Origin of the sequence: Vibrio sp. V09_P4A23P171 (genome assembly GCF_963875615.1) — a bacterium.
GTDB classification, from domain to species: Bacteria; Pseudomonadota; Gammaproteobacteria; order Enterobacterales; family Vibrionaceae; genus Vibrio; species Vibrio anguillarum.
On the sequence record NZ_CAWNMR010000072.1, the window covers coordinates 54,333 to 69,968 of the forward strand.

At 46.1% G+C, this 15,636-nt stretch carries 19 protein-coding genes; 7 read left to right on the top strand and 12 right to left on the bottom strand.

Annotated elements, in window-relative coordinates:
* Window positions 1–147 precede the first annotated feature (147 nt).
* From AACT23_RS17540 to AACT23_RS17550, 3 genes are read right to left on the bottom strand one after another with little or no spacing between them, the layout of a single operon-like run.
* Window positions 148–1,074 carry a hypothetical protein gene (locus AACT23_RS17540; protein ID WP_094130181.1) on the bottom strand — a complete coding sequence of 309 codons (927 nt, stop codon included), beginning with the start codon at window positions 1,072–1,074 and terminating at the stop codon, window positions 148–150.
* Complete coding sequence (locus tag AACT23_RS17545) at window positions 1,074–2,228, bottom strand: phage tail-collar fiber domain-containing protein (protein WP_176428699.1); 1,155 nt, start codon at window positions 2,226–2,228, stop codon at window positions 1,074–1,076. The genes AACT23_RS17540 and AACT23_RS17545 overlap by 1 nt, the downstream gene beginning before the upstream one ends.
* Before the next feature lies 1 nt (window position 2,229).
* Entirely contained in the window at window positions 2,230–2,772 is a 543-nt protein-coding gene (locus tag AACT23_RS17550) for a phage tail protein I (protein ID WP_255211898.1), read from the bottom strand.
* A gap of 124 nt (window positions 2,773–2,896) precedes the next feature.
* Between AACT23_RS17550 and AACT23_RS17555 the strand changes: the two genes are divergently transcribed.
* From AACT23_RS17555 to AACT23_RS17575, 5 genes are all read left to right on the top strand, one after another.
* Window positions 2,897–3,325, top strand: a complete 429-nt coding sequence (locus AACT23_RS17555; protein ID WP_255211899.1) for a hypothetical protein — start codon at window positions 2,897–2,899, stop codon at window positions 3,323–3,325.
* A 138-nt stretch (window positions 3,326–3,463) separates the two neighbouring features.
* The gene (locus AACT23_RS17560; RefSeq protein ID WP_094130190.1) at window positions 3,464–5,674 is read left to right on the top strand and encodes a phage tail tape measure protein; all 2,211 of its coding nucleotides are present in this window, start codon (window positions 3,464–3,466) and stop codon (window positions 5,672–5,674) included.
* 50 nt (window positions 5,675–5,724) lie between these two features.
* Window positions 5,725–5,958, top strand: coding sequence for a DinI-like family protein (locus AACT23_RS17565; protein ID WP_094130193.1), 234 nt, complete (start codon window positions 5,725–5,727; stop codon window positions 5,956–5,958).
* Between the two features lie 58 nt (window positions 5,959–6,016).
* Window positions 6,017–6,247 (top strand): hypothetical protein, encoded by a 231-nt coding sequence (locus tag AACT23_RS17570; RefSeq protein ID WP_094130197.1) that lies wholly within the window; start codon window positions 6,017–6,019, stop codon window positions 6,245–6,247.
* Between the two features lie 14 nt (window positions 6,248–6,261).
* The gene (locus tag AACT23_RS17575) at window positions 6,262–6,609 is read left to right on the top strand and encodes a hypothetical protein (protein ID WP_094130200.1); all 348 of its coding nucleotides are present in this window, start codon (window positions 6,262–6,264) and stop codon (window positions 6,607–6,609) included.
* Window positions 6,610–6,665: 56 nt separating this feature from the next.
* Here AACT23_RS17575 and AACT23_RS17580 read toward each other — a convergent pair whose 3' ends face one another.
* Complete coding sequence (locus AACT23_RS17580) at window positions 6,666–7,721, bottom strand: DNA-methyltransferase (RefSeq protein ID WP_094130203.1); 1,056 nt, start codon at window positions 7,719–7,721, stop codon at window positions 6,666–6,668.
* Between the two features lie 178 nt (window positions 7,722–7,899).
* Window positions 7,900–8,103 carry a hypothetical protein gene (locus AACT23_RS17585; protein ID WP_094130206.1) on the bottom strand — a complete coding sequence of 68 codons (204 nt, stop codon included), beginning with the start codon at window positions 8,101–8,103 and terminating at the stop codon, window positions 7,900–7,902.
* Window positions 8,104–8,277: 174 nt separating this feature from the next.
* Here AACT23_RS17585 and AACT23_RS17590 point away from each other — a divergent pair, with 174 nt between their 5' ends.
* Both AACT23_RS17590 and AACT23_RS17595 read left to right on the top strand, forming a co-directional pair.
* On the top strand, window positions 8,278–9,300 hold the full coding sequence (locus tag AACT23_RS17590; protein ID WP_255211900.1) for a hypothetical protein: 1,023 nt from the start codon (window positions 8,278–8,280) through the stop codon (window positions 9,298–9,300).
* The gene (locus tag AACT23_RS17595; protein WP_094130209.1) at window positions 9,297–9,704 is read left to right on the top strand and encodes a hypothetical protein; all 408 of its coding nucleotides are present in this window, start codon (window positions 9,297–9,299) and stop codon (window positions 9,702–9,704) included. Before AACT23_RS17590 ends, AACT23_RS17595 begins: the two co-directional genes overlap by 4 nt.
* A 41-nt stretch (window positions 9,705–9,745) precedes the next feature.
* Here AACT23_RS17595 and AACT23_RS17600 read toward each other — a convergent pair whose 3' ends face one another.
* Genes AACT23_RS17600 through AACT23_RS17630 form a run of 7 tightly spaced genes read right to left on the bottom strand, consistent with a single transcriptional unit; the run spans window position 9,746 to window position 15,627 of the window.
* Window positions 9,746–11,086, bottom strand: a complete 1,341-nt coding sequence (locus AACT23_RS17600; protein ID WP_094130212.1) for a phage head morphogenesis protein — start codon at window positions 11,084–11,086, stop codon at window positions 9,746–9,748.
* Entirely contained in the window at window positions 11,074–12,198 is a 1,125-nt protein-coding gene (locus AACT23_RS17605; RefSeq protein ID WP_255211901.1) for a phage portal protein family protein, read from the bottom strand. The genes AACT23_RS17600 and AACT23_RS17605 overlap by 13 nt, the downstream gene beginning before the upstream one ends.
* Entirely contained in the window at window positions 12,137–12,568 is a 432-nt protein-coding gene (locus AACT23_RS17610) for a hypothetical protein (RefSeq protein WP_094130215.1), read from the bottom strand. Before AACT23_RS17610 ends, AACT23_RS17605 begins: the two co-directional genes overlap by 62 nt.
* Window positions 12,569–12,577: 9 nt before the next feature.
* Entirely contained in the window at window positions 12,578–13,579 is a 1,002-nt protein-coding gene (locus tag AACT23_RS17615) for a major capsid protein (RefSeq protein ID WP_094130218.1), read from the bottom strand.
* Between the two features lie 58 nt (window positions 13,580–13,637).
* The gene (locus tag AACT23_RS17620) at window positions 13,638–14,267 is read right to left on the bottom strand and encodes a hypothetical protein (RefSeq protein ID WP_094130221.1); all 630 of its coding nucleotides are present in this window, start codon (window positions 14,265–14,267) and stop codon (window positions 13,638–13,640) included.
* Window positions 14,264–14,647 (bottom strand): hypothetical protein, encoded by a 384-nt coding sequence (locus AACT23_RS17625; RefSeq protein WP_094130387.1) that lies wholly within the window; start codon window positions 14,645–14,647, stop codon window positions 14,264–14,266. The genes AACT23_RS17620 and AACT23_RS17625 overlap by 4 nt, the downstream gene beginning before the upstream one ends.
* Before the next feature lie 11 nt (window positions 14,648–14,658).
* Window positions 14,659–15,627 carry a hypothetical protein gene (locus tag AACT23_RS17630; protein WP_094130224.1) on the bottom strand — a complete coding sequence of 323 codons (969 nt, stop codon included), beginning with the start codon at window positions 15,625–15,627 and terminating at the stop codon, window positions 14,659–14,661.
* Window positions 15,628–15,636: the final 9 nt, after the last annotated feature.

Here is a 15,636-nt window from a genome sequence, read left to right on the forward strand (position 1 = left end):
AATTACCCGAAATAAAGCGAGATTTAGCGAAACAAAGACACCGTAACTAATTAAAGTTAGTGCATAACAGAAATGAAGCGGCGTGATAACATAGCAGCTGTTGCTTGATGAATGACATAAAAAACCCAGCGCGTGGCTGGGTTCAATTTATCGGGTTAAACCTGAAAGAAGAGGACGGGGCCCGAACGGGAAGTGCTCTGACTCAGGATAATCACTCAGAGCTTTTCTATCTTGTAACAGCCTCATATAGTCGTCTTCACTTTGAATGGGTGAGGTTCTTAACTCAAGTGGATATCTTTGGTCTTTCTCGTACTGGTCAATGCGATTAAGCACCTTGATGAGTTCAGCATCGCGCCATGATTTCTCTTCTGCCACTTTAAACGGTCGATGACGCTCAATATCATACTGCCAGCCACCATTGACCCACGACTCAAAAGCCTTCGGCTCTAAAAGAGTATGGGTATCAGGTAGCTCTTCCAAGTCTCTAATCTGATAGTCTTTGTCGTTATCACGATTTTTGGCAAAAGCAATTTGACCTCGGTGGTCTAAAAGTTGCTGCCATTCACCGTTAACAAGCTTTACGACATATTTGTCCGAGCGTAGTGAAGGCGGCTTGGTAAATGTATAATTCTCAGGCAGCTCAAAGTTGTAATCTGAAACAACAAACTCATCACCATACTCACCATAAAACGTTTCTCCTATCTGAATAGAATAGACTTTCCATTTCCCGTCTTTGTATAAAACAGTTTGCGTCTCACCATCGTACTCCGGCGGAACTTCCAAAATGGCCCCCTGCGGATATTCACTCGCGGGGTTAGCTAAATAGTGTTTACCGCCATTCTTGTCGAAGTAGGGTTTCTTCGTCATATCTTCGATTTCAACCGACCAAGTATCGCAGCTCCGGTCATAGCGAGCGGTCATACCATCGACTGAAGGCGTATAGATGTTGACAGTAAAGTCACTCCCCAGAGCTGTTCCTTTTGCTACATGCTCTGTTGTATTTTCAATCCACCATCCATCATTGGTCAGGCGAGAGACATTGACAGTTTGGGACGTAGTAAAAAATGTTGTCATTATGCGAGCCTCACAATCCAGTTTACTTTGATGTTATCTACGGTGTTTCTTGAACCGCCATTGGCATTAATCGCTAACCCATGACCATGAGCACCGATGGCGACGGTGTGGTTGTGTGCTTCAGAATCTATGGAATTTCTCGCATTGGCATATTGAGTCGCAATGTTACCAATGGCTCCTTTAAACCCTTGCATCAGCCAGTTGTTGTCTCCAATCCAAGAAGCGGCGAACGCATCACCCCAAGGGTTTGTGTTGGTTTTTAAATTATGGTCATGCCAGTTTGTGCTCGTGGTTTTCGTGCCAAGGTCAGTAGACGTTACAGAGCCAGAATGGTTATGAGATTTAATTTCCCCTTGCTCGAATGCACCTACCGTCTCACCGTCAAATTTGCCCACAGCGGCACGACCACGCATATCAGGCAGAACACCAGTAGGGAAAACGGCCGCTAATTGTGGATAGGTTGCTTTATTGAACGCTTGTCCTTTCATCATGGCAAAGCCACTAGGAGCCGTGTCGGTATACCAAGGAATCGCTGCACCGACAGGAAAGATTCTAGCGGCCAGTTTTAGCCAGAGATTATTCACCAGCTTATCGATGACCTGAGTGACATCGAGGGCATAGAGAAACTTCTTCACGGTGAGAAAGGCGCTGTCATTGGTACCCGTTTCAACCTGCTCACTGGTCGCTACTTTAGCAATACCCATCTCAAGCTCCGTGGCCTGAGGGTAAATGGGAGTTACTTCAAGCGTGACAGCAGAGGCATTGTATAAATTTACTGAGCATTCAATTTCAAGCTGTATGTAATTGGGGCCAATGTCGGGAACTAGGCTTGGTGTGTATGAGCTGTATACGATAAGATCACCATCGCTATCATATAGTCCAAATTCTAGTACTGACTTGTTCGCAAATTGTGTGCTATCCACATAGACGAGAGCATTAATCCAACTATCCGTGGTATTACCATCATTGATCGTCTGACGTCCAAACTCATTCACCAATTCAATGAACGAGGAGTTAGGTTCGACATACACAAGGTTTGAATCACCGAGTGCCATTTCACTGATGACCACCTTTTCCCCTGCTAGATAGGCAGCCTCTAGCTTTGCCATGCCTATGTCTGTAACGACTGCTGCTTTTAAAGGTTCATTTGCCATATTAATCCATGAGAGTAACAGTAATGCGCTTGCGGCTGCGAACGCGAACACCGGCATATAAGCCACCTTGACTCACTGGGTTACGAACAATCATGTTCCAGTGCTGAGAGCCTTGCTTGTTACTCTCAACCAGTGTGACCACATTCTCGTAATCCTTTTGAGTCAAACCACCTTGCTCTTGAGTTGCCTCAATTAAAAAGGTGCCTTTGGATCCTTGAGGGTTCATCTGATGCCACACGGTAAGCTTTGGGCCGAATCCGGTAAGCTTCAGTGCTCGCTCTACAGCCCAAATGGTTCCTTTGTACTTGTAGAGTGTCAGAGCCTCTTTAACGATTATCCGTTTTCTTTCAACGCTCCAATCATCATCCCAAGTATCAACACGAAACCACCAAGCTAACCACGGTAGATATGACTCGTGCACATGGTCAATATCAAGCACCTGTAACCCTTTAATGGCAGAGCGAAGCTCGTTCATTTCCTCGGTAGTCAGACGGCTTAATGTTCTTAGTCGAATATCTTGCTTTAAGATTTTGGGAAGCATCATTACATCTCGTTTATCCAGTGATGACAGGATATCGAGCATCTAAATCTTAATTTCCGTTCGGCAGATGGCAGGGTTATATAAAGACACAATGCAGACTCTGAATAACTCACATCGAGACTGCGCCATGAGCACTGAAAATAAAACTAAAAACACCGTTGAAACCGCCTTGAAACCGGAAGCTAAGGTTTTTACGTTGGAAGACATTGCACGAGCAATGATGGAATTTGAACTCTGTATTTTGAATACCCCAATCCACTTTGGCGGCATGGAACTCAATTGTGCGAAACGGGTTCGTAAAGCGCTGGTGAAAGACCGAATTGAAGCAGTACGCTTCACCAAAGAGCAATACGGGTTTGAGTCAAACGATGCCATCACCGCGCACATTGCATCGAGCATTTTGGTGTTTGGTGAGCGTACTGATGAGAAGCGAGATGAACACGGAAAGTTTACGAACCTCAGCATGAAAGGTGAAGTGGTCGTTCCTGTCGATATGCTCATTAACCTGCCGTACGAAGAGTACATCAATCTGGCTCACTTAATGGGAAAGAGCTAAACCTCGCTCGAATCAAATCGAAAATCTTTGACCAATCCTTTCATCTGCTGACGCATAAGAAAATAGGCATTGCCTCCGTCGGAGAACTAATGAATGCCGATTGGGCGCAATACAACTACTTCATAGAGGTCTTTAACCATGGCAACAAGTAATAACAGCGGGTACGCATTAGAACTCATTGTTGGGGTTAAAGACGCCTTTACGCAGCAGTCAAAGAAGATTGAGAATGAGTCGAAAAAGCTGGAGCGAGAGTTTAAGCAGCTACAGAAAACCACCGCTGATGTTGATGCATTTAAGAAAGCCGAAAACGCTCTGAAGGAATTGAATCAACAAGAAACCAAAAACAAAAAAGCAATCACAGTCCAAGAGCGTGAGCTGGAGCGGCTTGGACGAACACTTAAAAATACGGGCGTCGATGTTAATAACATCGCTCAGGAAGAAAGACGACTGCAAGCTGAAATCCAAAAAACGAACCAAGGACTAAAGCAACAAGGGAGTGCTCTACAGCATATAGAGAAGATAGGCACGATTGCTGGCGGCGCTATGGCTTCAGCAGGACTTGCTTGGGCAGGCAACGATAAGGCAAGAAATGAGCGCCTTCTCGCTGCTCGCAGTAGCTATTCACTTGAGGAGGTACAATCAGCATCCCAACGTCAATTCCGTACAGACTTAATTCGCATGTATGGAGCAGACCAGGAGAGCATATTTGCAGCTCAAGCGTTAGCCAAGCAGCAGAACTTGGGCGAAGAAGACACTCAGGCACTAACGAAAGCGACTATCCAGTTGCAAAAGATCTTCCCTGACTATTCATCCCCTGAAACCGTTCGAGCACTTGCCAATATTTCAAAAGGCTTTGGTATCAGCATTGAGGAAGCGGCGAATAAACTCTACGCCACCAGCTCAATGGTTGGTGATGCTAACGGGGATTTACTCGACACCTTTGCTGAATACTCACCTTTGCTTGGCGATAAGATTTCATTCGACCAATTTGCAGCTTCCATCGTTCGGGCACGTCAAGCAGGCGTTTGGAACACTGATAAGGTTGGGGACTCATTCAAAGAATCTTTTATGGCTCGTTTCAGTGATGAAGGTGAGTTTGCCAAGCTTGTTGGTGAAGGTGACAAAGCAGGAACCGTTGATGCAATTGAGGATGTCGATTTACGCAACCGTATAAAGGAGGCCGCTTACCGAGTTCGCAATGACGTTGCAACTGGAACCGCTCCTGGTAATAACTATGCTGCATTGTTGGCATTGGTCAATAGTGTAAGCCAAACAGATGCCGCCGCAGTTAAACCAATTCTTGAAGCGATTGGTGGCACCATTATGTCTGAGGATATTGGCACCAAAGGCTTAAATGCAATGCAGCAAGGGATGCAAGAAGGCGCTAAAGTATTTGAAGGTGTGGACTCACTTGATGATGCTGCGAAAGGCATATCCACATCCATAGACAAAGCCACACAATCATTCAATTCAATGACTGATACCGTATCTAACAGTGCAGCCAAATTAATTGATAAGTTTGATGGCTTAGGGAATGCGGTTTCTAATGTAACAGGCTCTACTACTGGAGCGATGAACGATAACTCCGCATTAGGTTACGCTGGTCTTACTGGAGCTGTTGGAACCGCTGCATTTGGCGGCTTACTTTTAAGCCGGTTAGGTAAAAAGGCTGTCGGTAAAATCCTCGGCACGGCAATGGGTTCTCAAGGCGGTTTCAAACCAGCCAGTATGTTCAGTGGGCTATTTACCAAGTCTGCTGCCGAGCCTGTAGCGAACGTTGCTAAAGGACCGAGCTTTTGGTCTACGGCAGGCCAAAAGGCATTAGGTGGTGGTAAAGGTGTTCTCAAAAAGCTTCCTGTTATTGGTACAGCGCTCAACGCTGCATCCATCGGAATGAGTGCAATGGATGGTGATACCGAAGGCGTTTGGCGTAGTATCGGCTCTACCGTAGGAGGTGGACTTGGTGGACTGACTGGTGCCTTATTTGGTGGTGTGGGCGCACTCCCTGGAACAATAGGTGGCTCGATTGCAGGTGATGAAATTGCAGGCTGGCTGTATGACGTTTTCAATGGTGGAGACGATAAAGTTAACCAGCAAGCCGTTGCCCAGGTTGAACAAACCGTACAGTCAGCAAGCGCTCAATCAAGAGCCATCATCAATCAACCACCAGCGACCGTTGAGGTCAGTTTTGCTCCCGTCATTCAGATTGAATCCGCCAGTACCGAACCGGATGTGATGGCTCAAACTTTAGTGGCCGCACTGCGCGATATGACCCCACAACTCAAACAAACCCTCCACGATGTGATGGATGATCTATGGAAGGATATGGATCATGTTGACCTCGGCTAAAAATAATTATACTGTTTATTTATACAGTTTAATTCGAGGCGAGGTTTGTTATGCGTGTTGAAATGATCGTTAAATCGGATGGTTTACCAAAAGACAAGTTCTCTTTGATTGAACCGGAAATTCAAAGGCGCTTATCGGTACTTGATCCTGATGTTCGGATTCGTATACGTAAGGGTGAAAATAATCACCTTGAGATTATGGACAAGAATAAAGACAACAAGGAGAAAGCCCACGAGATTTTAGAAGAAATGTTCAACGAAGCGGACGAATGGTTGTACAACTAGAAACCAGAAGTGATGTATTGTTTAATGGCTATATCTTTATGAATTGAGGGAAAATTAAATGGCGCGAAGAACACTTTTACTACCACCCGAGCACGGTTGCAGTCTTGTTCTTGTCGAAGAGCTTGACGCCAATGGAATGGTATTGTCTATCTCATACGAAGTGATTGATGTCGATGGAAATACCAAATCTTATCCTAGCAAAGCTGCGGCTAAGGCAGCATATGCGAATAGGGTTTACGAAGCAGAACAGCGCTTAGGGATTTCAAACTCACCAAGTATGCGAATGTAATTTTCAGGGGAATTATGAAATACAACAATGAACTGTATCTTAATCTAGTTGATACGCTATCCGAGTTTATTCATCACACATGTAATGGTAAACACGCAACGGATACCAGCCGAGATGTATTTTGCCATCTCGCCATACTGAGTGAAGTGATTGAACACGATTCAATGAAAACAACCGATTTAGTTGGCCGATGCGTTAACCTGATTTCTGTTGGTAGTCATTTGATGTGCCGTTTGGAACCTTCATATCATGGGTCGGAGACGCACCAGCTTTGCTGTACTGTTATCAAGCATCTGAGTGAGTTATGCGAAGTGCAGGAGCACCAGGTCTCATATTGGTTAGATTATGCCAGTGGCAATTAGATGACGATTAAAAGTAGCAAAGGCGCAATTAAGCGCCTTTTCTTTTAAGTTACGGACTAACATTTAATACTTTTAATCGACTCCAATGTTTGCTCAAACGTTTCTTCTTCCATTTCAATGCCAATGAAACGCCGATTCAAACTCAAACAAGCCTTACCAGTTGAGCCACTGCCCATAAATGCATCGAGCACCACATCGTTCTCACGACTGCTGGCGGTGATGATATGTTGCAGCAAGTCTTGCGGTTTCTCACAAGGATGTTTACCAGGATAATATTGCACAGGAGCAAACTGCCATACATCCGTATAAGGCACCTCACTGGTGACAGAGAACGGGCGGCGTAGATGTTCGTATTGGGCTTTTAGATCATCGTATTCCAAAACCAAACTTTGATAGCTGTTTTTTAAGGCATCATACTCTTCTACCAGTTCGCCATGTGTTTTGGCCAACAGCCCTTTTTTGTTGGCAAAGAGCCGTTGCAACTTCTGGTACTGCTCTTTGCTTGGTAATGTCCACTGGCTTTCACTAAACCAGTGTGAACACATTTGAGTGCCTGTAGCCTCATTGATTTCTTTCGCTGTCACTCCGAGCTGTTGACGAGCCTCAATAAAATAATCCATCAACGGTTTAAATACTTGTTTCTTTAGCTCACTGCACTGAGAGGCGTAACCTGAGCAGCCTTTCGCATAACCTTCAGCATTATAGTGACCAGCAAACAAGATACGCTCGGTTGCAGGGAAGAACATACGCAAATCAGGCTTGTGCATTCTGCGCCATGGGCCTGATGGTTTAGCCCAGATGATATGGTTAAACATTTCAAAACGATTTCTGATGAGAAGTTCCGTGTCACTGGCAAGTTTTGAACCACAGAACAAATAAAGGCTTCCTGAAGGTTTAAGTACTCGCCAGAATTCGAGTAGTACCTCATCTAGCCACGCTAAAAATGAAGTGACATCTGGCCACTGGTTATCCCAAGCTTGACGTTTAACTTGGAAGTATGGTGGGTCGGTTAAAATTAGATCCACAGAATTGTCTTCAAGTTTTTTAAGGTAAGTTAAACAGTCGGCATGAATGAGGGTTGCACGACCATCGTGCAGAGTGTGTTGGTGCATTCTAATCTCCTGTTGCAAGAGCCTTGAACACAAAGAGCGAGTGAAGCCGCCAGCCATAACGAATTAAAGCTGGCGGCGTTTTGCTGCTTCCTCTCCAATTCCTTTATTAAAAGGCTCTGGGTCTCAGGTACTCAAGGCATCAAAACACCAGGAGAGTTTATCACCATTAACACTGTCATTATATACAGTTGTTAGTGTTTTTAATCAGGTGGTGTAAATCGGCGAATGGCACTTGTGCGAGCTGCTCCAGTACAAAAGCAATATGATGTTCACTGTATTCGGGGTGTTGCGCGGCAATGATGTGTGGTTTTACCGCGCCATAACGCGAATAGGTTGCGATCGTTTGTAGAAGCTTTTGTGCCCCAGGTGCAATCGTTAACATGTTGTATCCCCTGCAATGAACGAGACCACGACACTAACTCTGGCACACCATACCATCCAGTCTTATTTATTGAGGACACATAAATAATAAAGTGGGCAGCGGGCAAATTTTTGCCTGTCGATTTTTAAGGTTATCATGCGAAAATGGAATTCAATGTCAGTCAGGAGATCTTCAATGCCTATATACGATATGTTTGATAAAAATAAACTGTACAAATGTCCTGTGGGTCAAAATCCAGAGCTCTGTAAATGTAGCTCTTGCCAAATGCAGAGAGATTGGGACAAGAGCGCTGCCGCTCTAAGAATGGCTGAAGCCAAAAATTTTGCACCATTAGGATCCTCCATGCCCATGACTCGGAGTGTTACACCACCTGAGCCTTCGAGAAAAACCACCAAAGAAAGGCTGGAAGCACAGCGAAAAGCGAATCTGGAGGCCAATGATAGAGCGTTTGCCGAGTTGCAAGCACGCAATAAACCACAGATCGCCGCAGAAAATATGTATTGGCCACCTTATAACCCTTTAGCTCCAGAAGGTAAGAAAGACATCCAGATCGAGTATGTGAAACCGATAGTGAGTATCGCGGTGCTGTCGTTGGAGGAAGCCCAAGAGCTATACAGCAATTTAGGAGGGAAAGAAACGATAGGCACCACTAAGTCTTATAGTGATTTAGCTAAAGGAACTGCGGAAGCTTATGCTACTGCTAAAGGACTGGGTGGGCTCGGTGTTAAATCATCAACAAAAACCATTCATGGTCAAGACTGGGTGATTATTCGTGATTTTCGTCGTCATCAACAAACCTTAATGCAAGGAAATAAGTGGGGAGCAAGTAATCCAAAAGTGGTTCAAGCTGGACTCGGTTTGAACGATCTCAAAGGCGCAGTGCGATATGTTCGGTTTAACGCAGGTATTGAAATCGCGTTTGCGGTTGGAGTAAATGCCGTCGACTATATACTGCGTGATGACGCAACCCTGGCAGAACTTGGTGTGAACATGTCTGCTGATTTGGCTAAAGGATTTATTGCTTTAGGTGGAGCGGCATTATTTACAGCATCATTGCCAGCAACAGTCGGCGTTTTACTTACAGGGTTAGTCTTTGCTGGGGTATCTTTTGGCTTAGGTTATGCTCTAGACGAGATTGATAAAAATATGGAATATTCAAAAAGCATTACTGAAGCAGTAGAGGGATACTTTCAATGAATTTCTTTCGTATCATTTTATTTTTGAGTGGTACATTTATAGGTGGTTGGCTAGTCAATGATCTAGTTGAAACAGCGTTTTTTCATAGCAGCGTAATACGTGTTGCTGGCTTACTCAATATGTGGGGAAGTTATGTGATGCTATTAATCTTTCCTTATTTCACAATTTATACGGTTAAAGAACAGTTTAGACTGTCCTTAAATATTGGTGAGATTAACAAAGTAGGCATCGTTTTAGTGCTTATTGTTGCCCCATTGTTAGCTATGGGCACATATAGTAAAACGCAATCTAATATCGAATCTTATGTCGAATGTAAAAGTGAACGAAAGATTTCCAGTCGTTATTCAAGCCGAACGTATGCGATCAATGAAGAGTTGTGTTCAGCTTTAAGTCAGCATGATTAGTTATCCAGTTTGGGGGCTCCTTTCTGCGAGGAGCTCCCTAGCTACATTTTGAGTGTTACAAATGTCTGTTGCTCTAATTCTGATATCGTCATGCTGACAAGCCGATGAATTTGGCTACTATCGTATGCACTTGCAAAGGCTACGGCTCTGAGTGAGTCATCCAGTTCAAGTACGAACTGCAGGCTGGGTAAGAAACTCCCATCCTTGAGTTCATCAAAAACCAACCACACTTCATCGGGAGATCTGATTAGCTTATCCTGTATCATCTCGCGGAACGGCTCTAGTTCGGGTGATTGTGTTATCGCTTTGCTGAGTGTTGCCGCAGACAAGCCTTGTTTGGTGACCGCTTTGGCTTGCTCCTTTAATACGCTTTTACTCTGCGTCTGAGAGTAATTCAAGATGCTTTGCGTCAGTCCATACTCTTGCGCTCGCTCCATCATCGATGCAGGCAATGTTTTCATTGATACCAATGGCGAACTGGTGAACTGATGCTCTTTACCTGTGACCACATCTTTATCTAAGGCTTTACCACTAACTTGCTCTGAGGCTTGTCGCATCGATGCAGGCAGCGCTTCATACTGCTTACGTGAAAGCACAGACACAGTGGCTCGGCATTTATGGTGGTTCGGTGGATAGAAGCTTTCCCAAAACGGATCGTCTTTGGGCTTAATTACGCCATCAAGCTTTCTGCACAACTCTGTCGTTCCTGAGTCTAGGACAGATGAATAGACTAGGAACTCAACCAAATCGTTATTCGCAATCTGAGTCCAGCGGCCAGAGTTGTACGCCGTCATCATATTGTTGCGATAATGCAGCTCTAGCCAATATGGGCTGGCTTCAGAAATACCTTCTTGCTCGAGAAGCTGACGGATATTGCCCAAGGTTTCAGAGCGAGACGCGCCGCTTTCCAGTGCGTCCTCATAGCGTTTCTTAACGCGATTGACAGCATCAATACTGGAGACATTCGCCACCGTGAAAGCACGAAGTTTCATCGCCGCTTCCATTTGACGATACTCTTTGGTATCGGTCGGTATCATCGCTTTGAGTGAATCAATTGCTTCCTGAAAAGGCACATCATCCACGGCAAGATAGATAGGCGCATAGGTCAGCTCGATGGGCTTATCTTTAGCTTCAGTGATGGCATTATTAATATGAGCCTGACCAAGCAACCAGCTCACCATCATCGATGCAGCATAGATATTGGTGTACTTATTGGTGGCTTGAGTAATATCGATATCGTCAGGGTTTGAATGGGCTTTGAAAGCGGCTTCTAACTCTCTTGAGAGACTTTTGATAGTTAAAGAGAGTGCCTCATTTTCGAGGCGCTGTAATTTGGTTAAGTTAATGGTCTCTTTCTTGTCGAGACTCTTTAAAGCAGACATAGATGCTTTCCTGGTACGTCTGAAAACTCCAGATTTGGACGTTGATTAAAACCTTGTACGGGTTCAACCCCTGAACCATTCGCCAGAGCCGATTCCAGCATGGCTTTGTACGCCTCCTCATCCACTCGGATTTTGATATTACCCTCACGACCGTTGGCTAAGAAAATCCACTTAAACAGCGTATCGTTAAGCGTCTTATGCACCATTCGAGCATCACGCTTGGAGACGCGCATGGCTGCGCGCTCGTGAACTTCACCCAAAGAGCGAGAGCCGTACTTTTGGTTACCGCCTGTGAGAGTCTGCCCAGTGATGCGCTTGGAGATTTTATTGTCGATGTATTCAATGGTGCGCAGCAGTTCGTCCACCTTGCCGTTCGCATCGAGCGCAACAATCTCTTTCACGCCAGACAGGGCAACCGCATCGCCGTTCATCACAGGAGCCAATGAGTTTGCAATCGCTTGCAAGTCAGTTTCGCCATTGGCATTCTCCGCCAATGCAATGGCAGTCGGAATGGCATACTTCTCACCCAAGCGCTCGATGTTAGCCCAGCTAATCCACTTACTTTGCCAGATTGGCCAGACCGATTCTAAGATGGTCTCACCGTATGGACGCTCAGTGGTCGCATTGCGCAGAACGGGAATGACTTTACCTGTCACCGGTGTTCTTGCGGTGTAGTCCACCGCGCTGTACACCAAGGTGCCATCTTTTAATAGACGAAAGTCTTCAGGACGTTTTTGCTCAGAATTGGTAAGAACAAGCAAAGAGCCGTCTTTCTCCCAAATCAGCTCCACCGGCATAAAGCCAAACTCGGTGGCACTGAGCATCTGCTCCATCAGCATTTCTAAATCAAAGTCCGCCATCACATCGTTGTAAAACGCAATGTCATTGGCTGAGCCTTCAATCACATAAGGCACTGTCATTGCTGTGGCATGTCGCATTTCAATGTCTGAGGCGACCTCTTCATCGAGTAACATGGCACGAATGGCACCAAAATAGTAGTTACTGCTTTGGTATCGCGCATTGCCCAGCTCAGTTGGCAATGGGTAGTGATTAACGATAACGTCGGTGGGAAGCCGAGCGATAAGGGACGATAATGTGAGATTCTTTATCACGGGCAATCGCAGCTCCTGTGTATTGAGCGCCACTGTCAGCGCCGTTATTAAGACCAAGCAACGAATTGATTAATGCGATGGCTTCATCTTTGCGATCGTCAAAATCAAACTCACTGATTTCACCCAACTCATAGATAGCCATTTGAGTCATGGCTTCAGCCAGCACTTCGTTATCATCATCGCTGTAGAATCGAGCGAGTGCATTCTTTTGACCAAGGTAGGCATAGCACCAACGGGCCGCTGATTGGCAGGCCGTTTGAGCGCTATTGCCATCGTTGTAAGTTAACGATTGATAGATTTGCTCCTCCAGGGAGTCAGATACTCCCTGGGGGGTGACCATCGCTCTTAACTGGGTAAGGGTAACAGCCATTATCGCTCCTTACGCCAGAGCGTTATCCGCCCAACAAATGGCATCAACGACAACCGCAGGCAAAGGTTTAGACATGGTGTAGACATCGGCTCCACTTGGATCATCCACTTTTTTCACTTTCGAGAAGAACGGCAACGCCTGAAGACCCGCATCTAAATCATCCAGTGCGGCGTAGTAAAGGTTGTGACCTGCATCGAGGTCAACCATCACCATCTTGTCGTCATCAACGGTTTTTACGCGCGTTTTGAGACCGCCTGCCATGGTTTCGTACGAACCATTTTCAAGGTTAATAATGTAGCCACCCACATTCACCTGACCTTTACTCACTTTGACATCCAACACGTTAGATTGATTTTTACCTGCCAGCGTGACAATACGAGCAAACAACGTTTTACCACACAAGGTTTCTACGTTAATGCCATAGCCTTTTGCCTGAATGGCTTCATCCATTTCTTGCAGTGCGGTATAGACCATTTCAATCGTCGCATCTGCGGCATTCAATGAGGTTGCAAAGTTGTGGCGCAGCGTCTCGCCATAGTCAACGTCAAACGTCTCTAGGGCACCTTCAGCGGTTTTCATTGGGTAAGAAATTTTACCTGTCAATGACTGAGCACACAGCGCTTCGGTGGAGAACTCAATCTTGCGCATCACGCCAAACTGAAGCATGTCGAAGAACTTTTTAATGTTCTGTAAACCTAACGCTTTCATGTTGTTCAGCTCTGCCGCTGAAATATATGACACGGTTGAGAAACCTTGAGGCTCGATGGCTTGTGTCTCTACATCATCACCACCTAGCTGATAAGCCTTGGTGCCACGACGCACCACCGGAATATTCGAAAGGGTTTCTTTCAACACACTCCAAGGGATACGCACACTTGGGTAAAAGATGGCTTGGCCAAACACTTTATTACGGATGCGCATTGGCACTGGTTTACGTTTTTTGTACTTATTCAGCAGCTCTGCCCATTCTTGTGGCGCTAACAGGCCGCGTAAAATATCAATAATATCCATACTTTTTTCTCTTTATAACAGCCGCCTATTGAACGGCTGTGTGCATTAATGGGAGTGGTTACTTCTCTGAGCTTGACTCAGGCGCATCGACGCTGGGTTGTGGTGAGCCATCCGTTGATGGGGCGTTCTCGTTTGGTGATGCATCTTCAATCACTAAGCCGAAACTGTCCTCAACACGTGGGTAGTCACCTTTTTTGGTAAACGCCACTTGAATGGAGACTTCACCATTACCCACAGGGGTGATGACGCCTGTCTTCTCATCCACAGCGGCCACCGACGTGTCACTGGATGAATACTTCACAACTTGCTCGTATGGGTTGTTGATGCCCAAACTGAACTTGCCTTCGTTATCACCATCAGAAAACACAAGAGTGGTGTAAGGCACTGGCACATCATCCACTTTCACAAAGCCGACGTGCCCCAACGTTGAATCATCTTCAAGGCTTTTATCTTGGATAGATTCAGTGGAGGCTTTCACTGCAGGCTGACCCAGTTGGTGATACGCATCGCCTTCACGTTTTAGGATTTGCAATTTCGCAATGGCTTGCTCAATCAAATCGTTTCGATGTGAGTGATGCAGCAAGGTACGCGGGTGTGCTCCTATCTGAACAAAGGCGTTGGAGGCTTCACGCAGCGCTTTTGAAAAAACGCCATCTTGCTTGGCTTTTTGTTGCTCTAACGGACTCATAGCCAAGCCCCTTCAGTGAATAGATGAGATAGTGACAACGTGAACTCATTGGAAGCGGAAAGCGCACTGCCATCGGCAAGCACAACGCGATCGCGAAGGTAAGCGCCAAGGCGAAGTGTAGAAACCGATGCATCACCTTCCATTTGTTTGGTGGTCACAATACCCAGCGTAACTTGAGTAACAGTTAGGTTTCCTGCGCCATCATCCTGCGCGGTTATTAAAGGGGAACCGTTCCAACGCGCCGTAATGACACCATCTGCAATAACGACTACATGACCAGGCTCTAAATCGGCTACGCCATTAACCATCATTTGTTGGATGACGTTACCACCGCTGTAACTACCGACAATTGCAGGTGCGCCTTTGATGGTCGTTTTCATTCCAAAATCCATTACCAACCCTCCGGATCAAAGTTGTCTTTTTTAGCGCCGCCGTTATCAGCCAGCTCTAAGTTTTGGGTTAACTGGTCCCACGACGATGGTTTCGCTGGAGCCGCTTTCTTCTCTGGCATGGCTGTCAGCATGCCTTTGAGTTGGCTGTAGCGGTTGCCATCACCCGAGGCGCAAAGCTCAATAGCAGAAGCGCTATCAATCATGGCTTTCACGCTCTTGCGCAGCTCATCGCTCATCTCACGAGAGTCCGCGAGTTCAGTCAGCGTTTCTTTGCGATCGCCAGCTAACGTGTCTTGCATAGCGGTGACCGCAACGTTTGACTTATCGCCATCGGTGGTGACTTCACCATCCTTATTTGGTTCGCCGTCTTTTTTAGCCGGTGCAGGCGTATTGGGTTTTATACCCATCGCTTCGAGCTGCTCTTTGACGGCATCGCCTAACAGCGCTTTCAGTTCGTCTTTCTTCATCGTTATTCCTGTTTCATTGTCATCAGAGCCAGACTGAGTGCCGACTTCTGCACTGAGATAGATAGCGCCATCGCAAAAGTCGCTATCGCTTAGGTTCACCACATCACGGGTTTTGGTTTCAGCCGCCGGAGGAAGCTGACCCAAGAACGCGGTGTGATGCATGTACCATTCACCGTCTTTGTCCGGCACCGGATGGATACCGGCGCTGAAGCCTTCAAACTTGCCCGAATCCTCCAGAGCTTCCATTTCAGGGGTGTAAATAATTTCCCCAACCAGCACGGTCTTTCCGGCTTTATCGCCACTGCCAGCTTCGGTTCGAAGGTTGGACACTCGCCCCAACGCGGCAATCTGATCGCTGCCTTTGGTTGGGTGACCTGGGGTCACCGGTGGACGAGCGTCCGGTTTGTAGTTGCGAACCACCGATTCCAACTGCGCTTTAGTGACAGGCTGACCATTCTTTTGAATGCCATCAGCCACTATCTCTAACTTACGAACTCGCATAACTGCTCC